This is a genomic window from Flagellimonas sp. (genome assembly GCF_965233845.1).
GTDB lineage: Bacteria > Bacteroidota > Bacteroidia > Flavobacteriales > Flavobacteriaceae > Flagellimonas.
Window position 1 is genome coordinate 2,917,946 of sequence record NZ_OZ247584.1, and the last position, 20,682, is coordinate 2,938,627.

22 protein-coding genes and 1 other RNA gene are annotated in these 20,682 nt (G+C 40.8%); 19 read left to right on the forward strand and 4 right to left on the reverse strand.

Annotation, left to right across the window (positions count from 1 at the left end):
- Positions 1-99 precede the first annotated feature (99 nt).
- The 4 genes from ACO6S0_RS12975 to ACO6S0_RS12990 all read left to right on the forward strand — a co-directional run bounded on the left by ACO6S0_RS12975 (position 100) and on the right by ACO6S0_RS12990 (position 5,464).
- Entirely contained in the window at positions 100-2,436 is a 2,337-nt protein-coding gene (locus ACO6S0_RS12975) for a TonB-dependent siderophore receptor (RefSeq protein ID WP_422348787.1), read from the forward strand.
- Between the two features lie 85 nt (positions 2,437-2,521).
- Positions 2,522-3,244 (forward strand): DUF4198 domain-containing protein, encoded by a 723-nt coding sequence (locus ACO6S0_RS12980; protein ID WP_422348788.1) that lies wholly within the window; start codon positions 2,522-2,524, stop codon positions 3,242-3,244.
- 341 nt (positions 3,245-3,585) lie between these two features.
- Positions 3,586-3,885, forward strand: a complete 300-nt coding sequence (locus ACO6S0_RS12985; RefSeq protein ID WP_422348789.1) for a hypothetical protein — start codon at positions 3,586-3,588, stop codon at positions 3,883-3,885.
- A 4-nt stretch (positions 3,886-3,889) separates the two neighbouring features.
- The gene (locus tag ACO6S0_RS12990; protein ID WP_422348790.1) at positions 3,890-5,464 is read left to right on the forward strand and encodes a PepSY-associated TM helix domain-containing protein; all 1,575 of its coding nucleotides are present in this window, start codon (positions 3,890-3,892) and stop codon (positions 5,462-5,464) included.
- A gap of 5 nt (positions 5,465-5,469) precedes the next feature.
- On the opposite strand, the gene ACO6S0_RS12995 is transcribed toward ACO6S0_RS12990, so the two are convergent.
- The gene (locus ACO6S0_RS12995; protein WP_422348791.1) at positions 5,470-5,835 is read right to left on the reverse strand and encodes a DUF1801 domain-containing protein; all 366 of its coding nucleotides are present in this window, start codon (positions 5,833-5,835) and stop codon (positions 5,470-5,472) included.
- Between the two features lie 333 nt (positions 5,836-6,168).
- On the opposite strand from ACO6S0_RS12995, the gene ACO6S0_RS13000 reads away from it, so the two are divergent.
- From ACO6S0_RS13000 to ACO6S0_RS13020, 5 genes are all read left to right on the forward strand, one after another.
- Positions 6,169-6,936 (forward strand): YARHG domain-containing protein, encoded by a 768-nt coding sequence (locus tag ACO6S0_RS13000; protein ID WP_422348792.1) that lies wholly within the window; start codon positions 6,169-6,171, stop codon positions 6,934-6,936.
- A gap of 177 nt (positions 6,937-7,113) precedes the next feature.
- Entirely contained in the window at positions 7,114-7,719 is a 606-nt protein-coding gene (locus tag ACO6S0_RS13005) for a hypothetical protein (protein ID WP_422348793.1), read from the forward strand.
- Position 7,720: 1 nt separating this feature from the next.
- Complete coding sequence (locus tag ACO6S0_RS13010; RefSeq protein ID WP_420400599.1) at positions 7,721-8,017, forward strand: winged helix-turn-helix domain-containing protein; 297 nt, start codon at positions 7,721-7,723, stop codon at positions 8,015-8,017.
- 51 nt (positions 8,018-8,068) lie between these two features.
- The gene (creD, locus tag ACO6S0_RS13015; RefSeq protein ID WP_422348794.1) at positions 8,069-9,418 is read left to right on the forward strand and encodes a cell envelope integrity protein CreD; all 1,350 of its coding nucleotides are present in this window, start codon (positions 8,069-8,071) and stop codon (positions 9,416-9,418) included.
- A gap of 141 nt (positions 9,419-9,559) precedes the next feature.
- Positions 9,560-10,675 (forward strand): Sb-PDE family phosphodiesterase, encoded by a 1,116-nt coding sequence (locus tag ACO6S0_RS13020; protein WP_422348795.1) that lies wholly within the window; start codon positions 9,560-9,562, stop codon positions 10,673-10,675.
- Here ACO6S0_RS13020 and ACO6S0_RS13025 read toward each other — a convergent pair.
- The gene (locus tag ACO6S0_RS13025) at positions 10,672-10,947 is read right to left on the reverse strand and encodes a hypothetical protein (protein ID WP_422348796.1); all 276 of its coding nucleotides are present in this window, start codon (positions 10,945-10,947) and stop codon (positions 10,672-10,674) included. The two genes, ACO6S0_RS13020 and ACO6S0_RS13025, sit on opposite strands and share 4 nt — an antisense overlap.
- A gap of 83 nt (positions 10,948-11,030) precedes the next feature.
- Entirely contained in the window at positions 11,031-12,236 is a 1,206-nt protein-coding gene (locus tag ACO6S0_RS13030) for an NAD(P)-dependent oxidoreductase (protein WP_422348797.1), read from the reverse strand.
- A gap of 238 nt (positions 12,237-12,474) precedes the next feature.
- Here ACO6S0_RS13030 and ssrA point away from each other — a divergent pair.
- The 10 genes from ssrA to ACO6S0_RS13080 all read left to right on the forward strand — a co-directional run bounded on the left by ssrA (position 12,475) and on the right by ACO6S0_RS13080 (position 18,729).
- Positions 12,475-12,874: a transfer-messenger RNA gene (gene ssrA, locus ACO6S0_RS13035) on the forward strand.
- Between the two features lie 126 nt (positions 12,875-13,000).
- Positions 13,001-13,246, forward strand: coding sequence for a GIY-YIG nuclease family protein (locus ACO6S0_RS13040; RefSeq protein ID WP_422348798.1), 246 nt, complete (start codon positions 13,001-13,003; stop codon positions 13,244-13,246).
- A gap of 91 nt (positions 13,247-13,337) precedes the next feature.
- On the forward strand, positions 13,338-13,622 hold the full coding sequence (locus ACO6S0_RS13045) for a DUF2188 domain-containing protein (RefSeq protein ID WP_422348799.1): 285 nt from the start codon (positions 13,338-13,340) through the stop codon (positions 13,620-13,622).
- A 215-nt stretch (positions 13,623-13,837) separates the two neighbouring features.
- Positions 13,838-13,963, forward strand: coding sequence for a hypothetical protein (locus ACO6S0_RS13050; RefSeq protein WP_422348800.1), 126 nt, complete (start codon positions 13,838-13,840; stop codon positions 13,961-13,963).
- Positions 13,964-14,145: 182 nt separating this feature from the next.
- Positions 14,146-14,460: a hypothetical protein gene (locus ACO6S0_RS13055; protein WP_422348801.1), complete on the forward strand. Its 315-nt coding sequence runs from the start codon at positions 14,146-14,148 to the stop codon at positions 14,458-14,460.
- A 140-nt stretch (positions 14,461-14,600) separates the two neighbouring features.
- A complete protein-coding gene (locus ACO6S0_RS13060; protein WP_422348802.1) occupies positions 14,601-14,969 on the forward strand; it encodes a hypothetical protein in 369 nt (122 codons plus the stop codon).
- An 11-nt stretch (positions 14,970-14,980) separates the two neighbouring features.
- Positions 14,981-16,552, forward strand: a complete 1,572-nt coding sequence (locus ACO6S0_RS13065) for an FAD-binding protein (protein ID WP_422348803.1) — start codon at positions 14,981-14,983, stop codon at positions 16,550-16,552.
- A 28-nt stretch (positions 16,553-16,580) separates the two neighbouring features.
- Positions 16,581-17,261: an N-acetylmuramoyl-L-alanine amidase gene (locus tag ACO6S0_RS13070; RefSeq protein ID WP_422348804.1), complete on the forward strand. Its 681-nt coding sequence runs from the start codon at positions 16,581-16,583 to the stop codon at positions 17,259-17,261.
- Between the two features lie 11 nt (positions 17,262-17,272).
- Positions 17,273-17,812, forward strand: coding sequence for a hypothetical protein (locus ACO6S0_RS13075; RefSeq protein ID WP_422348805.1), 540 nt, complete (start codon positions 17,273-17,275; stop codon positions 17,810-17,812).
- Positions 17,800-18,729, forward strand: a complete 930-nt coding sequence (locus ACO6S0_RS13080) for a ComEC/Rec2 family competence protein (RefSeq protein WP_422348806.1) — start codon at positions 17,800-17,802, stop codon at positions 18,727-18,729. Before ACO6S0_RS13075 ends, ACO6S0_RS13080 begins: the two co-directional genes overlap by 13 nt.
- Here ACO6S0_RS13080 and ACO6S0_RS13085 read toward each other — a convergent pair.
- Complete coding sequence (locus ACO6S0_RS13085; protein ID WP_422348807.1) at positions 18,722-20,677, reverse strand: hypothetical protein; 1,956 nt, start codon at positions 20,675-20,677, stop codon at positions 18,722-18,724. The genes ACO6S0_RS13080 and ACO6S0_RS13085 overlap by 8 nt on opposite strands.
- Positions 20,678-20,682: the final 5 nt, after the last annotated feature.

Below are 20,682 nucleotides of genomic sequence, written 5' to 3' on the forward strand. Positions count from 1 at the left end.
AAATTATTTTTAATTAATCTAAATAAAGTTTGATTGAGACTTTTTTGAGGCATATATTTGTCAATAATTTTTATTTAGACTAATTATAAATAATCAATCATGAAGAATAATTTACTATTCTTATTTCTATTCACCTTTACCCTTTTCAATGCTTTTGGACAACAAGGAAGTATCCAGGGAAAGGTAACCTCCAAATCCAATCAACCCATAGCGGATGTTAACATTATGATTTCGGGCACCAATCTGGGTGCCACTACCACTAAAAGTGGTAGATTTTCAATCCATCAAGTTGAGCCAGGAAATTATATTCTGGTAGTTTCTTCCATAGGATACTCCACGGTCAGTGAAAAGGTGCAGGTAAACACCGGGCGAACCACCGAAATCAACATCAGCCTTACCGAAAAACAGGAACAATTGGATGAGGTTGTGGTGGAAGGACACGTAAATAAATATGTTGCAAGAAAACCTTCAACCTCCTTAAGATTAAAAACCGAACTGGTACAGCTGCCTCAAAACATCCAAGTGATCAGTGCTAATCTATTGCAGGATCAGCAAGCCACAAGTATGATGGAAGGTGTAATCCGAAATGTTAGCGGTGTAACCATGTTGGAACATTGGGGCCATTTTGCCCGAGTGCATATGAGAGGATTTAGATTGCCAGCTTTTCGAAATGGGGTGAACTTTTTGGATTCCTGGGGCCCACTTTCCGAAGACATGGCTTTTGTGGAACGCATCGAATTTGTGAAAGGTCCCGCAGGATTTATGATGTCTGCTGGCGAGCCAGGTGGATTCTACAATGTGGTCACCAAAAGACCCACCGAGAATTTTACCGCAAATGCTTCTTTCTCTGGGGGAAGTTTCGACTTTTACCGAGGTACTGTGGATGTTGGCGGCAAGCTTACCCAAAATGGGAAATTGCTCGGTCGCGTGAACGCAGTTTACCAAACTGGAGATACGCATCGAGGCAATGAAAAAGCTACTAGATATGGAGTAGCTCCTTCGTTTACCTACAACATTTCCAATCAAACCTCAATAACCGCGGAAGTTAATCTTCAAGAAGCCGAATCCTTTATTGGTGCTGCCTATGTCTTTGGTCCAGCATCTGAAGGTTATGGCAGTCTGGATCGTGACTTTAGGTTTACCGATACCAATTACGCCCCTACGGACATCCAAGAACTAACACTGTTTGCCAATTTCAGCCATCAATTTTCGGACAATTGGAGCCTTGAGGGACAATTTAGCCACATGCGTTATGATCAGGAAGGAAACTCAACTTGGTTATGGAGCTTTGATCCCGATAACGGTGATGCGGTCCGCTATGCAAGTGCTTGGGACGCTTTATCCCTGGGCACCTATGCTCAAGCTTACCTGAATGGTAATTTTAATACAGGGGATATTCAGCATAAAATCATGGGTGGCTTTGATTTTAGCGATAAAGAATATTGGGCAGATTTCAATCAATTGGGGCTAATTGATACAGCAACACCCTTTAACATTTACAATCCAGTATACGGCAATACCGAATTTCCAGAATTTGACCGTTCCGTTGATGTAAGAAATCGTGAAAACGCCTACACTTATGGATTCATCAATCGATCATATTATGTCCAGGACGAGATAGGTTTCCTGAATGGAAAAGCTCGGCTTACCCTTGCTGGAAGATACACCCATATCAGTACCATTGCCAAAGAAGAAAATGATACCAAAGTAACCCCAAGGGCTGGATTGAGTGTGGATATTTTACCTTCACTGACCGCCTATGCCTTATATGACCAATCATTCTTGCCATCAAGTGGACTTGACAGAAATGGAGATACCTTTGATCCTGTAGAAGGCAATGATATTGAAGGAGGAATTAAAAAATCCTTCTTTGAAGGAAGATTGAAAACCTCTTTGGGGGCTTACATGATCACCAAGAATAATGTTTTGGTGGCCGATCCGGAAGACCCTAATTTCTCTGTCCAACTGGGAGAAGTACAATCCAAAGGGATCGAGTTTGATGTGCAAGGTGAGGTAACCCCAGAATTGAACATAGTGTTAAACTATGCCAACACCAACGTGGAAATTACCGAAGATTCAAATCCAGACGTGATTGGCAACCGGGTTGCAGGCCATGCCAAACATATGACCAACGGCTGGTTTAATTACACCTTTGATCAAAAGTCGTCCCTAAAAGGGTTTGGTGCTTCTTTGGGCTACCAATATCAAGTGGATCGTTCTTCTTGGAATTGGGGGGCTGATAATGAATCTGAACTACCCAATTATTTTAGATTGGATGGGGCCCTGTCGTGGCGCAACCAACATTTCCGGGTACAAGTCAACGTCAATAATCTTTTGGATGAATATCTGTATTCCGGATCCAGCTTTGCCAACTACCTATACTGGCAATCCGAGCCAGGTATAAATGGAAGATTGACCGTAACCTACACTTTTTAAAATACTCGTTAGTTAGAGTTAGTTTGTTTGTGATTGCCCCTGGAATTAAGCCGCCAGGGGCTTTAACCCACCAAAATAACAAATCATGAAAAAAGCCATTACAACCCTGGTCCTGACCCTTTTGACCGCTAGCCCAATTTTTGCCCATTATCTATGGATTGAAACTGCGGGAACGGCACAGTTGGGAAAACCACATGAAATAAAAGTCTTTTTTGGAGAGTACACCTATGGTGTCCTGGAGCAAGTGGAAGGTGAAAACTTTCCAAAAGTTGCCAACTTTGAACTTTGGCTGATCGCGCCTGATGGCACTAAGTTACCCATGAAAACAGCTCCAAAAGATGACCATTATTCAAGCCTTTTTACCCCAACGCTGGAAGGTACTTATACTGTAGTCCTCACCAATAATGAAATTGATGTCATTGATTATACCCAATATGATTTTGGCATTTTTAAGACCCATTACCACGCTACCTCAAAGATTCAAGTAGGAACGTCAAGTGCTTCCACCGTATCACCAAATGTGGGAGGTCTGGCCATCAATCAATTGGAATCTTCCAATGGGGAGATTCGTATGCAGGTATTTTACAAAAAAAAGCCCCTTCCTAAAAATGAATTCAAAATTTATATGTCAGATGTTTGGTCCAAAACCTTGGAAACCGATGAAAACGGAATGGTAAGTTTCACCTTGCCCTGGAAAACCAAATACACCATGGAAACCACCTATAAAGAAGAAGTGCCCGGAAAGTACAAGGGTGAAGCTTATGAGTTTATTTGGCATTGTGCTACCTACTGCATCATTAATAATTGATTTTTTCATGGTCACCCTTGCGTTTGTATTCATTCTAATTGGTTTTCTATGTTTTTATGTCACTTCACATAAAACAGAACTGACTCAATGGAGCAACCTTCAAAAATGGTGTCAAAACAACAGCCTCCAGACTAAAATGTTAGGAGGAATTGCGCTAATTATTTCCTGTTCCTTGGCTATTGTTGCATTCGGTCTGGGGGCAGGGATTTTGGCGTTTGTTGTGTTTTTGATGACCATTGGCTGCCTTATTATCCTGTTGGGACCCATACAAATTATAAGCTCTAAAATCCTTGTAAGCATGGGTCTGTTGTGTCTAATTTTTGAACTATTCCTGTTGTAAAATGCCCGCAAACAGAAAGTATCTTACCACTTCCAAATGGCAGCGATTTGCCAAAATAAGTGCTGCTATTTTAGGTGGTTATTTGGTATCAGCCACTTTTCATATTGCGTTGGCCAGTTGGTTCAACCATGTAACCGTCATCATTACAAGCACTTATAGCACCTTCATTGTGTGGGCTACATTAATGATTTTTGCCTTTCTAGCTAAAAATGGGTGGCGAATATGGGGCATATATATTTTGGTTTCCCTGACATTGGTAGGTGTCAATATTCTTGGTAAAATGTTCAATCCAGTCATATAATCGCATGGGCAAACGAACCTATAATATCCTATTCCATACGCATACCATAAGTGGCATTGTCATAAGTGTAGCATTGTACGTCATCTTTTTTGCAGGATCTTTCGCATTTTTTAGAGATGAAATAAATAATTGGCAACGTAACCATAAAGTTGAGGTCATTGATGAACTTCCCAGTAACCTGGATGCCCAACTGGAACAATTATCCCAAACATATGAACTCCATGGAAGGGATGTAGAACTTAGGCACAATTACAATGAAAGAAATATTGCTATAAGCCTAAGTGCTTCCAAAGATTCCTTAGCCTCCGAAAAGAATAAGGAATCCGCTTTTTTATATCTGGATACAACCAGCGGACATAGCTCGACCTATATAGAATCCTATGCCCTAGGTGAATTTCTATACCGCCTCCATTTTTTTGCCCAAATCCCCTATCCCATCGGATATTATCTCTCCGGTTTTGTGGCCTTCTTTTTCCTTTTTGCCATTATTACGGGGATCATAGTCCACTGGAATAAAATTGTATCCAACTTTTTCGTGTTCAGACCTTGGGCAAAAATTAAAACCCTTTGGACCGATGCCCACACAGCCCTTGGTGTGATAGGCTTTCCATTCCAATTTGTCTATGCCGTTACTGGTGCCTTTTTTATGATCAAAAGTTTGCTTGTCATTCCAGTCCTCATAGGTCTCTACGATGGAGATCAAAAAAAGCTGTACGAAGACTTGGAGTACACCCATCCAGAATTTGCATTTCATCAAAAAAAACTTAATAAGCCTTATAGCTTGGACTTGTTGGTGGAGGAAACCAAAAAGCAATGGCCGGGATTTTTGGTGACCGAAGCGCACATTTTCAACTATGGCGATGAAAACATGCATGTAGCCTTAAGCGGAAACATGTCTTATAATACCAAACTCAATGGAACGGGGTACCGAATTTACAAGCTAAGGGATCGCAGCATTGTTAAAGAACGGAATCCCAATAACAATAATTCCTATCTAGATGGGGTAAAGAACATGATGTTCCGATTACATTTTGGGGACTACGCCGGATATGATCTTCGGATAATTTCCTTTATTTTGGGCTTGATCTCCTGCGTGGTCATCTTGTCGGGAATTATGATATGGTTGGTGGCAAGAAACAAGAAAAACGTTCCTGAAAAACGCAGGAAATTCAATCAGGCTGTGGCCAATATTTATATGGCTATTTGCTTAAGTATGTATCCAGTAACGGCCCTGGAATTTATTTTGGTCAAATGTTACCCAATCGCCAATATGACCTTTATTTACAGAACATATTTTATTGTATGGCTACTTGCAGCTTTGTTTTTTATACTGAAAAAGAACATCAATTTCACCAATAAATGGACACTGGTTTCCGGTGGAATCCTTAGTGTTCTGATTCCTTTTGTTAATGGGACGGTCTCTGGCCAATGGATTTGGAAAACTTGGGGCAACGGCTTTCTTGATGTTCTAATAGTGGATTCTATCTGGTTGGGCATAGGTTGCATTAGTCTTTGGGTAGCTTTTTTCAAGCTCAATGTAAAAATTGAAAAACCAACTATTACCACTAGGGCAACTTAATATATCTATTTCCAAAATCCTTTGTGATTGACTTCCAGCGCATTCTGGAGCACTTCAATCAATACTTCGGCATCCAAATGTTCCAAACTATGGTATCTTAGGGATTTCATCACCTTTCTTCCTTCGGTAACCATTTTATCCTGATGGACCGTCAAATGGGCGGAGCTCCAAAACCCCACATCGACATAAGGTTTCTTTTTAGGAACGTTGATATAACAAAAGGGTTTTCCATCCAAATAGTAAAATGGAATCCTGTATTTGAACTTCAGCTCCACTTCCGGAATGGTGGTCTCTATAAGGACCTGCAATTGCAGCAATATGGATTTAAAAGGTTCTTTTTGGTTTAGTATGTATTCTTCGGCGGGGTTCATGATATAAAATTCGAAAATACAAAACAGATAGAAGCTTATAACCTCAAAGATTATTTTGGGCTCACCTGTAAATCTAGAATATTTTATATCTTTCGCTCAGACATTTCTTAAATATTGGCATTTATTGGTCTTCGGCCTTTCTGGCCAAAGCTTGTAAAAAGCCAAATCTTCAACCTCCACATATTTTTATTTATCTGGTAAGGAAACAAACCTCGTTTTCGTTTCACGATTGGAGCTTTGCATTACCTCCTTAACCTCAAGATTTTTATACCAAATGGATATATCCTTAAAAGGAACATTATCCACCTTAATTCTAAGAAAAAAACAAGGGTTATGTTTAAACAAAAAGTAACTGGTTTGAAATTAAAAACGTATTTATCTGTATTCATGTATTTTTTTCATGGATTCGCATTAATTGGACAATGTGAAATCCCTATCCGTGAAGAAAACAGAATAATTTGGCACCTTCCCAAGGATTTAAGTATGGAATTTGAACACGCCATTAAATACAGGGATGTCGATTCATGGATAGACGAGGTTTTAATCGAGAAATCAGGGTTTCGGGTAGTTATTTTGGCAGGATACGTGGGAGAGTTTGAGGCAGGTAATGAATTTTCCGATGGTGGTTCCTATACCCAATATTATTTAGTCTTAATTGATGAATGCAATAACCCTCTTTCAGCCAGATATATTGGAACCAATGATGACTATATCATGCAATTCTCCTACCAATTTGTTCCATCCAAAAAGTTACTTGTTACCTCAATCCATAATCTTGAATCCTACATAAAGCAATATTATGAATTGTATCAAATTTCAGATGAGGGTAACATCAATAAACTGGATTCGAATCCAATCGCGACCCAACCTTTTAATAAGGAACAATTGAGGCTTTTTGACCAAGAATACCTTAGAATTTTACGGAACACAATTTTTGCGGTCAACGGCTATATTTTCAAATCAAAAGATATGAAGGACTATTTTTCTGAAAAACCTTGGTATGATCCCAGGTATAATAATGTGAATCATCTATTGTCAGAAGTTCAACTAAAGAACCTCTGCGTAATTCAAGAAGTAGAAAAAGAAAAAAGAAACCATTGAACACTTCAAAGCCATTCCAACCGCTGAGAGTTCACTACTCAATTTCAAAGGAAAAATTGGAAAATCGGCATTGAACCCCAATTCCTTGCGTTTTACATTGTGACCAAAATCATTTTCCCAAAAAATTGTAGGTGAATTCAAAAAATAATTTAACTTTGAATTTCAAAGTACTTTAAAATGGAATCAAAAAAATACTTGGAAGACATTTCCCAGATCAAAGATCTGATGAACCGTTCTTCCCGCTTTATTTCCCTTAGCGGCTTATCAGGAATACTTGCGGGTCTCTATGCCATAACTGGTGCATTTATAGCCTATATGTTCTTTTTGCCCAAGGGCGATTACGTTGCATTGCACAGCTGGAATTTTAAAATGATTACTGGAATATTGATTGCAGTGGCCGTACTGAGTTCGGTCACCGCTTACCTGTTAACATCCAAAAAGGCTAAAAAAAACAATGAAAAGGTATGGGATGAAACCACCAAGAGACTTCTTATCAATTTTTTGGTTCCCTTAGCCACTGGTGGCATCTATATCTTGATCAAATTAAACAGTCAACATTACGGATTAACGGCATCCCTAATGCTTATCTTTTATGGTCTTGCCCTTGTGAATGCAGCCAAATACACCATTGGCAACGTTAGATATTTAGGCTATCTTCAAATCATTCTTGGATTGATCTGCGCTGCCCTTCCCGGCTACGGATTTTGGTTTTGGGTCATAGGTTTTGGGTTGCTCCATATCATATATGGCAGCTTAATCTATTTCAAGGAAGAAAAGGCATAGCATGGGGCTAATTGATAACATAAACAAACTCTTTGACCATCGTATACGCTTGGGTATTATGTCCATCCTGATGGTCAACGAGGAAGTGGATTTCAATAGGTTAAAAGAACTATTGGAGGTCACAGATGGCAATCTGGCCAGCCATACCAAAACCTTGGAAAAGGCGGAGTACATAAAAATTGAAAAGTCCTTTATCGGGAAGAAACCAAACACCCGATATTCCGCTACATCCTTGGGTAAAATGGCATTCAAAAAACATATAGGGGCCCTGGAACAGCTTATTAGAAAACAAACATAATTTTTTTAACCATATACTTTGTAATTCAAAGTACTTTTAAAACATATAAAAATGACATCGCAAAAACAGAAAATTGGAAATTGGTTTAGAAACTCCATTTCGGCCAAAATGTTGATGGTGGGTTTCCTCATCCTAATTCTTTTGATTCCTCTGGGATTTGTTAAAGACCTGATCAGGGAAAGAGGCTTTAGACAAACGGAGGTTATTGAGGAAATAAACACCAAATGGGGAAACCAGGTGGTTCTCAATGGTCCCATCCTAAAAGTCCCCTACCACGTCTATGTTGAGGAAAAAGTGTTCGACGAAAAGACAAAAACTTTTTTGACCTCCCAAAAACCGGAAAGGCACGTTGCCTACTTTTTTCCCTGGGACCTAGAAATCAATTCCAACGTAAAAACACAGCCCCTGGAACGAGGTATTTACGAATCTGTGGTCTATAACGCCAAGACCCAAATCAAAGGTAAATTCGCAAAGCTTAACTTTTCCGTAAAGGAAATTGCCGATGAGAACATTCTTTGGGACAAAGTCACCGTATTGTTCAAAACCAGCAACTTAAAAGGTATCAGGAACACAGTGAAAGTGAAAATTGGGAAGGAAGAATACGCTCTGAAACCCAAGTTTGACAATACCTACATGAACACACTGGAATCCGGGTTTCTGAACAAAATTCAGTCCATTCAAAATGAACCCCTTTCATTTTCGTCAACTATTGATATTAACGGAAGTAGTTCCCTGCAATTTATCCCTATTGGGAAAGAAACCCAGGTCTTCATGAAATCCAACTGGCATTCACCCAGCTTTAACGGTAACTTTTTACCGGAAACTGAAGGCAAAAAAATTAACCCGTCCGGATTTGAGGCTCAGTGGAAGGTATTGGAGACCAACCGAAGGTTTGGACAGTATTTTTTTGATAGTCTACCTAACCTTACCGACTTTTCTTTTGGGACGGAATTCATGGTTCCTGTAGACGATTATCAAAAAACGGAACGTACCAGCAAATACGGACTTATGATCATAGGGTTGACGCTGCTCGTGTTTTTATTGATACAAATCAGCAGTAAAATTGCCATCCATCCGTTTCAATACCTTATGATCGGTTTGGCCTTGGTCATGTTCTACACCCTGCTGATTTCCATTTCAGAACACCAAAATTATCTGTTTGCCTATTTAATATCAGGAGCTGCTGTGGTTGCATTGATTACCACTTACTCTCGTTCCATTCTCAAAAATTCCAAATTTACCTTGTTGGTTTTAGGTTCTATGTTCAGCTTGTATACGTTCATTTTTGTGATCATCCAACTGGAGGACTACGCCTTGTTGGTTGGTAGTATTGGCCTCTTCGTTATTTTGGGAACCATCATGTTCACCTCTAGAAAAATTGATTGGTCCGGGGCTCAATAGTCCTCATGGCTTTTGCAAAACCGTCCTGAAATTTTCAGGACGGTATGTTTTTCACTCGGATAACCATTTTTTAACCAAGAAAACCCCTTTTTTCAAATCATGGGATTCCATGGTTTTATACCTTTGGTAAAAACCAACCTTATGAAAGTCCAAGCACTATTTTTCACCCTTCTGGCATCTGCTGCCCTATTTGCCCAAGAACATTCCCATAAAAGCTCAGGAGCATTGACATATCCTGATGTTCCAGGGTTCGTTACCTTAAAAACCGATTTTCACCAGCATACCGTTTTTTCCGATGGAAATGTTTGGCCCACCATTCGGATACTGGAGGCCCTCCGTGATAATTTGGATGCGGTTTCGTTGACCGAACATTTGGAATATCAGCCGCATTCCGCAGACATTCCACATCCAGATAGAAACAGGGCCTATGAGATAGCATTGCAAGAGGCCAAAAACCATGACCTAATGGTGATTGCGGGCTCTGAAATTACCAGGAATGCACCTATGGGCCACAGCAATGCCATATTCATTTTGGATGCGAACAAACTGCTTGTGGACAAGGCCGAAGATGCTTTTGCCGCGGCCAAAAAACAAGGGGCCTTTGTGTTTTGGAACCATCCCGCTTGGCATCCCCAAAATCCGACAGGAAATCCCAAACTGAGCGATTTCCAGAAAAACCGAATCAAAAATGGGGAACTTCACGGTATTGAAGTTATTAATGATAGGGATTATGCCGAGGAATCCTTGGCCATGGCCTTGGAGAACAATTTGACGATTATGGGAACAAGTGATATCCATGGATTGGTGGATTGGCGCTTTAAGGAAAAAGGACATGCCCGCCCCATTACCCTGGTTTTTGCCAAGGAGAAAACACCTGCATCCCTGAAGGAGGCTTTATTTGCAGGACGCACGGTAGCCGTATTCAATGAATTGCTGGTAGGCAAGGAAGAAAACTTGAAACCCCTTATAAAGTCATGTATTGAAATTGGCAAGGCCAGTTATATCAACAACACTTCCATTGTTAAAGTGGAATTGAAGAATAACTCGAGCAGTGATCTCTTGCTGCAAAACAAGATGCCATATAATTTCTATTCCTATCCTCCCTTGTTTACGCTTCCGGCCCAAGGTTCCGTGACTTTACAAATAAAAACATTGGAGCAAAAAGAGCAAATCACACTTTCTTTGGAAGCTGTTGGAGCCTATATTGCCCCCAAACAACATCCCACTATTGAATGGGAACTAAAGGTGGAAAACTAAGCAACTGAGAACAAAGCGGAGCCATTGATATCACGGTCAAAATCTGCTTTGATTTTTTGTATGATGTCATAAGGGGTGTCCTCTGAAATCCAAACCCACTCGTTTTTTAGGTCCACATCAAAATGGAATTTGGAAAAATCCAACAGGTAATCTCCATCAAACTGGGACAGAAGAAACTTGGTGATTCTCGGTCTAAGCCTGTATTCCAAGTCAATACAGACCTTCTTTGTTGCTGGATCAGGGGTTCCAGATATTAGCCAGTTGAATCTCACTACTTAATCTTAAAGGAACGAACAAGATAGTAAAAAGTTTCAACTAGGCACCAGAGTGCTAATACTGTTCGACCAAGCAGTGATTATTCCAGACCATCCACGTAATCTTGCAAATACGAGTACCGTTTGGTAAGCTTCCCATTTTGGGTCATTCGGGAGCGTTCCAAAATGCCGTCCTCATCGCCATTGAAAAAGGCCGGAATCACATATTTGGAAAAGGCTTCCCCAAACCCGGTACTGGCATCCCGTGGAAGTTCGCAGGGTAGATTATCCACGGCCATAACGGCAATGGCAGATGGGTTTTTAAAATCTACCTCGGATTCTGTTTGTGGATCATATCCGTAGATGGGGTCCGCTACTTCAGATGGGCGAATGGTGGTAGCCACAGGTCCATCAATATCACAGCTGATATCCGCCACTACCTTAATCTTAAAAATAGGGTGTTTGGCATCTTCCCTGGTATAGAGATAGGGCGCACCGTCGCCATAAAAGTGACCGGCTATATAAAAGTCCGTTACCTCCGCAAAACGGAAAAAGTTGGACTTGTATTCCTCCGGATTCTCAAAAAAGTCGGCCTTGTTGCCACGAACACCGTCTTTTCTTTTGTTGTATTCCGATGCGTCAATTTGGCAATACACGGGTTCATCAAATTCCTCTTTTAGGTATTCGGCCACATTGACCTTCTTCAGACCCATTGCCTCCAACATTTCACGGGATCCATTGCCTACCCTGCCCTTGCCGGTAAGCAAGATTTTGATATTGGGCAGTTTTATTTTGTTCAGCTTATCGATTAATGCCTGCTGATCTTTCAGGGTTTCCGCCTTGGGTAAATGGAAGCCATTGTATTTGAGTCCATAGGCCCTAACACCATTGTAGGCACCAACAATACCCGCATAGCGGCCAAAAGCCACCAAACGTTGCCCTTTAGGGTTGGTAATCACCTCATGATCATACAGCTCAATGTTTTTATCCAAGACAGCCTGCAACAGTTTTCGGTTGTAAGGCTGTTTTTTGATAGTATGCGAAAAGAAAAAATATTTTTTATTGGGTATTAAGGCCTCAATCGGAACTTCCTTTACACCTAGTAGTACATCACATTTACTTATATCCTGAACTACCGGGATATTGACATCGGCATATTCCTGATCTGAAAAAACCCTGATAGGAGAAGTTTCCACTTGGATTTCTGCCTGTGGGAAGTTGGACATTACTTTTTTACATTCGGTTGGGGACAACACCACCCTGCGATCCGGTGGGTTCTTTCGCTCTTGGATTAGGCCGAACTTCATTAATTATATAACTTTTTGTTTCATAATTGTTACAAACATAAAATATTGAAAGCAGGATTTCAAAACTTTTTTTGGAATGCTTTTTGGGGTACCTTTGCAGGCCTTGCCCTGTTTTAAAGGCATGGCAAACGTACGGAATTTGTTCTTTGATAAAAAAATGAGATTTGAATGAAATGGTCCCGAAGCAAGTTCGGGACGTAATTCGTTTACGGTAAGCAAAGCTTACCTAACTCATTACGGGGCCGACTGGTTTTGACAGCGAGACCACTGGCAATGTAAGCATGCCGAGCTATGAAATTAATGCTCGTAAATCTCTTATTTCAACTTTTTAAATGGCGATAACAACTACGCTTTAGCTGCTTAATCGACTGAATTATAGTAAGTCTTAGCCTAGTCGCGCCAGGCGCGAAAGCTAAATGTCCCTTGGTAGCCCTTGTTGATGGCGACCTTTTTAGGGGCACCATAAAAGTCAACATAGCACTGTTGCGGCTTCGGCACTAGTGTAAAACTTAAGAAGCTAAGGGTATGGTAGGCGGTCTTTGGTCAGCCATGCCACGAAAACTGAACATGGACTAAGCATGTAGAAAGCATTGACTTTGCTTGTTTGGACGGGAGTTCGATTCTCCCCGGCTCCACCTACGCTCCCCGAAGCTTTATGCGAAGGGGAGCTTTTTTCTTTAAATGCATATCTTTCTGGTCTTCAAATTCTGGCGTTCCCAAGCGGTGAGCTACGGTGGACACCGTCCAATTTATATCCAAATCTTATGACACTCCCTTATTCCGTTTACATTCTAAAATGCTCTAATGGTCAGTTTTATACTGGATTCTCAGCTAACTTAAAGCAGCGTTTGAAGGCCCATGCAAAGGGCGAGGTATCTTTTACAAAAGACAAGTTACCAATAGAATTAATCCATGTTTCCACTTTTTCCAACAAACTAAAGGCATATGATTTTGAGCGGTACCTCAAATCCGGTTCGGGGATTGCGTTCAGGAATAAACGTTTAATATAGTGTGCTCCGAAGCTTTTCGCTGCGCTCAAAGCGAAGGAGGGCCTCACAATTTCGTTGATTACCATTATCTTAGAGATTATCAATTACTCCCATGTCCAAAGGAAAATCTTGGTTACGAATTCTAATTGACCTTATTGAGGTTTTTATAAACAGTAAGAAGGAAAATAAGCGAGGTCGTACATGGCACCAACATGTGGTGCCTTATGAAGAGGGTTGGGCCGTGCGTCGTGAGGGCAACAAACGCATAACAAGCAAACACCGTAAACAGAGTACTGCCATCAGAAAAGCCAAAAGTCTGGCCAAAAAATATAAGGCAGACGTTATTATCCATAGAGCCAGTGGCGGGATACGAGAACGGATAAATTATAGCGAATAGCAGCGCAATTGAAGATGTAGGCAATTCAAAAATTCATCATCTCGGTTAGCCTTACTTCTAAAGCATTTGCAACTTCAAGTAAAGTATACAACGAAGGATTTACCTTCTCAATTTCTTAGTATTTATTGATTATCAAGCATTTGTCAACTTTTTGTGTGACAATAATCTCAGTTAATTGTATTTCCTTTGGAAAAATAATTCCCAAATCATTTTCCATGAAAGACAAGAAAAAAATCAATCTGGACAAACTCGACCTACCCATTGAAGCCTATTTTGGTTCGCTAACTCCACCTGCTACCGCTAGACTATGTCTAGTGGTCTATACAATTGCAAGAAAATAACAAAAGCTACTCTGGTAAAACACAAGAAGCTATTTGTTTTACCACAAGATGCAATCTTGCGGTAGCTTACAATCAGCATCAAAATTTTCAAATTAATCGTAAAAACTAGCTTTACGCGGACGATAGTCCGCGGTTTTCTCCAATTTTTTCTTTTCATTTGAATTCACTCCCAAATCACTACCATGAAAAACAAGAAAAAACTTAACCTAGACCATCTTGACCTCCCCATTGAAGCCTATTTTGGTTCGCTAACTCCCCAGAAAAATGGTTCTAGTGCCACCCATCTAAAGTTTAAAAACTATCGCGACCTGCTTTTTAAGTTGGAGTCGCTCCTTAATGTTTGCATTTTGGCCTTGGACAACGAAAATTCGGGAAATCACAGCGGCATAGTAGAACCGGATATAAACATCTTGTCCGTTCTGGAGTTGGCTGCCCAAATAATCCCGTTTCCGGAAGGGGAGTTTTTGGATATGGTTAAGGAGCATCTTCCAAAATAAAATCCGGTTGTTTTTAGGGCTAAAGAATATTCGTGTAGAATTATACACTAAAACCTACAATTTATACATATCTATCTGTATTTCAGGCATTTTATAGGTATCTTATAAAATGTAAGGCCGTTCAACCAATCCATCCGAAAATGAAAAAAGATACCCCTTTAGCATGCATGCTTTTCATCTCTTTTGCCCTACTGTTATCGTCCTGTGTCAGCACGCGCATTGAGGCAAGTCCTTATCAAGATAGTGTTGAGAATTTAGAGTGCCAACGAAAGTCCAGTTGGAGCTATTGGTGGGGCGTAGCCCCAGGGAGCACCAAAACGGTAAGCGCCAATCCAGATATTGCAGATACCGAATGTGCTTGCGCTGAAAGAGCCATGTCTTGGACCGTGGTAAAAACCTCATTTCCAGATTTTTTACTGAGTCTTGTTACCCTTGGAATCGTGAACCATAGAACCGCCATTTACGGATGTGCCAGACCACAAGGTGGAGAAGGTGATCTGGATCAATAAAAACACTTGCCATGCTACCAGAAGGAATTACAAGATTGCCCATCCAACAATGGACCAACAAACACGAAAACTTTACCCATAATTTGGTGCAGAATGCCTCCTTTAAAGTGAGGAATCCACCGGGGCAATCCCATAAAGAGCGCTACCGAAAAACCACCCAAAACTTCCAATGGCTCATACAACATGCCCTGGACAATAATATACGACTGCGGGCCATGGGAAGTGGGTGGTCCTTTACCAAAGTGGGGGTTACCGAAGGAGGGCTAATTGATACCGCTTCCCTTAATTTTTCCTTTCCCTTGACCAATACACATGTGGATGCCAATTACCCCAACCAACCGGATGACCTTTATTTTATCCAATGTGGAACCATTATCAATGAGATCAACACCCGTTTGGACCGGAAACTTCCTCCAAGATCCATTAAGGCCTCGGGGGCCAGCAATGGTCAAACGGTGGCCGGGGCCCTTTCCACGGGTACCCACGGAGCTGCCTTTACGGTTGGTGCCATCCCAGATTTTGTGGTAGGACTGCATTTGGTCACTGGACCCAACTCCCATGTTTGGCTGGAACGAGCCTCGTTTCCCGTAGCGTCCACGAAATTTGTGGATTGGCTGGATGCGACTTTGGTACGTGATGATGAACTTTTTGACGCTGCCTTGGTATCTTTTGGGAGTTTTGGATTTATCCATGGGGTCATGATCGAAACGGAACCCCAATTCTTGCTTACCGAACACCGGGTGGCACAGGTTCCGTACGATGCTAAACTGAAGAAGGCCATGACACAGTTGGATTTTTCCGACCTTAATTTGGCTGGAACTGGACAAAACGGCGATCTATATCATTTTGAGGTGCTCTTTAACCTCCACAAGTTTGAAGCCAACAATCCAGCAAAAGGGGCTTTTATCAAATACATGTTCAAAAAACCGGTGGTACCGCACCCTCCTCTATTACGTGACAACAATTTCACTTATGGGGATGATCTTTTGGGCATAATCTCCACTGTATTGGACAGATTGCCCGGTTCCGGTCTTTTGATTCCCGCTATGGTCAATGCCATGTTTGGATTGGCTTTTGAAGCCCAACCCCCAATCCAAGGTACGGTAAAGGAGATTTTTAACTATACCAAATTCCGGGGCAAAGTGGCAAGTGCCGCTGTTGGAATCGCCATAGAAGATTCCCCAAAGGCAGTGGAACTCATTGTGGATGTGAACAAACAAAAACCTTTTCCAGGGGGATTGTCCTTGCGTTATGTAAAAGGTACCCAAGCCACTTTGGGCTTTACCAAGTTTCCCAATACCTGCGTTTTGGAAATGGACGGTGTGGATGGCAACAAGGCCAGACAGTTTTATGAGGCAGTGTGGAACAAATTTGAGCAGGAAAACCTACCCTACACCCTGCATTGGGGAAAAATCAATTTTAATCTGAACGAGAATCGGGTCAAGAATATGTATGGCCCTGCACAAGTACAATCCTGGATAGATGCTAGAAATGAGCTTCTTGCACCTCAGGTGATGGAGGTTTTCAACAATAAGTTTATCGAAGATTGTGGGCTGGACAAGGTCAACGGTCCAATCATCTAGTTTGAAATGCCAACTCAAAACCAACAATATGAACCCTCAAGATTACCATTTTAAACTACCTAAAAGAGAATTTGACAAAACCATTAAAATACCCGAGGTCTGGTATCCCGGGGTCAAAAAATACTGGGAACGTTGTACAACCCGACGTGTTTTCAACCCTATTTTAGGCATTAAAGGGATAGTGATCCATGCCACCGCGGGACATAGCTCTGCAGGTGCGGTTTCGGTAATGCGGGATAGAAAGGGGAGTTTCCATTGGTTGATCCCGGATGAGGATGAACCTGAACATGGACAGATCATTTGGGCCACTGTTCCCGAAACCCTTGCGGCTTGGCATGTTCGAAATTCCGTTAAGCACCCTGATGTAAACCAAGGAAACAACAAAACCAATCATTGGTCCTTGGGCATTGAATTGGTGAACTCCCAGATCAATGACCCTTTTTCGGAATGGCAAGTGAAGATGGCAGCGGATATTGTAAAATATTGCTGGTCCAAATATCCAAACATTGAGGATGTGGTATCACACGCCAAATTGGATCCCTCCCGAAGATCTGATCCAGGAGTGGATTTTCCCTGGAACACTTTTAAAGAGATGGTCTTGGCCGGTGGCATGGATGATTTGGTGGCTTTTGAGGCAATCACTGAAAACCGTCTGTCCAATCCAGATGCGGAAAGTCATGATGCCATAGATGGGGATGTTTGTTGTTAAATGAGATCATTATGGAAATACCTCTTTTTTTAGACACCGATAATCTTCATGAGAAACCTCCATATGTTAGGTTCATCTATTGGACCTTGAAAATTAAGGAGCTTGATTTTGATTTGCTCTGTGACTGTGAGGATATGCCTTCCAGTTCTCCTTTAAAAAAACTCAAGTTGGTCTTCAGCTATGACCAATTGATCATATTGGGTCTAAAGGACACGGACAAGAATTACCACTTTACAAGTGCCGTAAAATTTGAAAATCTTTTCCAAATTATTGATCAATTTAATGAAGCAATGGACTACATCTATTTGATGATTGATACCCAATATGTTACATGTCCATACAACAAGCTCAATTTCGATGTGACTCCCAAAGAGGATACTATTAGGGGTAGCATATATAGATTGGAGCCAAAACGTTTTCAACTTTCCAATCTACTTTATTCGGAAGAGGTATACGGATGGGATAACTATGAACCTTTATGCCTGCATTATATGGAAGAAGAAACCAAGTCTTATAAAGACTATTTAATTCAAAACAAATGGGCAATTTAAAAATCATATTTCTATCAGTTGGAAATGGAGATTCCATTTTTTTGGAATACATCGATGATGCTGGAGAATTTCACTTTGGTCTAATTGATTGCAATGACATCGGGAGATTTAAACCAACGCAGACATTTTTAAAGCGATATTTTGAATTGAAAGACCATGAACTAAAGGCTCTAAAACGCAAAAAAATCCTAGAAAGCAAGCATCCCTTTATATTTGATTTTATTCTAGTTTCCCACTCCCATGCAGATCATACAAATGGAATCAAGGATATGATCCGAAATTTCGGGACTAAACAGCTTTTCCACTTTAAATATAATAAATGGGGTGGGCAGGCTCCCCTTATTCAATCCTTAAAAAAAGGCTTTAGAACCAACACCTGGTATCAGAAAATTGCAAATGAAGAACCATTGGTAGCCGGTGACGAACCAGTGCTATTTGAAAATTCCAGTGAAAAAGTAAAATGCGAGGTAATCTGGCCTTTTGATGGCGAAAAAAGTAGTGAGGAAAACAATAATTCCTTAATGATCTTAATACACTACGGTCGCTTCAAGTTTCTCTTTGGTGGGGATGCGGAACATAAGGTTTGGAATGATAAAAGAATTAAATCCAAAATCAAGCAACTTGAAAAGATCCATATACTTAAAGTGCCACATCATGGGGCAAAAAATGGCTTTTTAAATACTAAAGGAGATTTTATTGCACCGGAACTGGCAGCTAAAATGGAATATGCCATTGTAAGCAGTCATATTTGGAGATATAAGCATCCTTCAACCAAAGTCATCCAAGAGCTTGAAAGTCATAGCACCAACGTATTGCGAACTGAGGTAGACCAAAACCAAAATATTGAGTTCAATTCCGATGGCGAAAGTCTAAGTCTGAAATGCTTCACTGAATTTCAAGCACATTATATCAACTAAAAGATCGGTCCAAGTAGGTTCCGGGGTTTTCCCTAGCTATCAGATCAAAGTCTTCATCCCCTAAAAGGGTCTTTATATCTACCAGCAGGTTTTTATCGGATTTGTGGTTGCGCACTACATAAAAGTCGGTTCCAAAAAGTACTCTGCTACGCAATTTATTTTTGCCAGTTAACGGAGTAGCTCTTTCATGAATGTCCCTTTCCAGAAGATATCTTTCACAATCCTGCGAGGGCTCTTCACTCTTTTCCAAGGTATATTTGATCAATGGATGCACTGATTCCTTGCTCAAAATATAGCTTAAATCAGCATAGACGTTGGGGTAACTGATCATTAAACTACTGATGATGGAATACCAATCCGCGTCATCCCAAACCTCATTGATTTTGTACCACGAAAAGACCTTGTCATCGTTTTGCATAAAGTTAATGCCTTTGAAAGGGTCCCGCATCAGTCTTTGGCTATACTTTTCGCGATCCTGTTCCATATATCTGATCCATTCTTCCTCTCCCCCATAGTGGGCCAAACAAACTTTTAAGTCTTTGAGGGCTGCATAATCAAACGTTGGATTCCCTGATTCTGGGTTAATTACGAATGCATCGAGAGCCCGGCTGAATTCATTTTCTTTAACGGACGCCAATGTGCGTTGGAACAAGTCGGGTTCCAAAAGACATAAATAATTAAGCGGATGGGTAAAATTCCATTGAAAGTCCACATTTTTGGTTTCGGGCAATACTTTTGGGCTTTCCGCATCATAATCCAAAAAAACGGGATGATAGTGCCAATCCGCTTTGATCGTTCCTCTGTAGTATATGGTTCCCATAATGCAATGGGCCATAATGGGAATTTGATTTTCCGCTGCGTACCGCCAAATAGGCAGCAGGTATTCATCAAAACAATGATACCCCAAGGCCGGATAGATTTTGAATCCGCTAAAACGACAATCTTCCATATATGTATGCACAAAGCACCCTTTCTTCAACTTCATTCGCCATTTTTTTTGCCCATTGGTCCCTGTCTGGCTCACCCATTCCCAATCAAAGAACTTCTTTCCTTCTTTTTTGATTCTTCTGGGATCCACGAACAGAAAAGGGTAATATTGCTTAGTGTCTTCACCAGCATCCTTCTTGACTAAATTCCATAATTCCAACATTTGATATTTATAACTATCGTTCAGGTCTTTCCCAATGGGTTGGTCTTGGTATTTTTGAGCAATTTCCTTTTGCTTTTTTGAGGCCGAAGTTTTACCTGCATGCATAAATTCCATGTCCATGGGAAGAATAACCAACCCAGCATTCTGGGGTAGCTGGTGCACCGCCCTTTCCGCTATTCGTTTTTGGGTTTTATAGGTTGTGGCAAACCTTCCCAACAAGTAGTACCGCTGCATAAGATCGAGAAAGGAAGTGCTGAACACTTTTTTAATGGCAGGAAAAACTCCTTTCAACACAAAAAGTATGGGCCTTCTGCTCGATTTTATAATCAATAGCACTGCCACAATCCAAATAATTCTATAGAAATCCCCCAAGTCAAAGTATAAAAAGTGCTCTTGCAGCCAATCTTTGATCAGCAGAAAATATTTGTTCGCAAATTCATCTACTTTGAGAATCAAGGCCACAAATTCTACCAAATAGATGACGGCAATGGCACTGATCCAAAAAACCACCAACCGAAAAGGGATACGAACCCAATAATTGCCCAAAACCAAGAACTTTATCTTGAGAAATTCCTTTTTGAGAAATTTCCAAAAACGTACTATCCACAACCGGTGAATCTTATCTGAATACCTAATTCCATGTTTGATTTTAAAAAACAGCTTGACCAAGCCAACCACCATGGGGGTATAAATTAGATAGTAGAAAGGCCAAGGTACTATGGTCTTGGCCAAGAAGGGTGGGACAAAGTTTCCTGTGAACACATGGGTATGGCAGTTAACAAGCTGTTTTTTGGGCATAACGG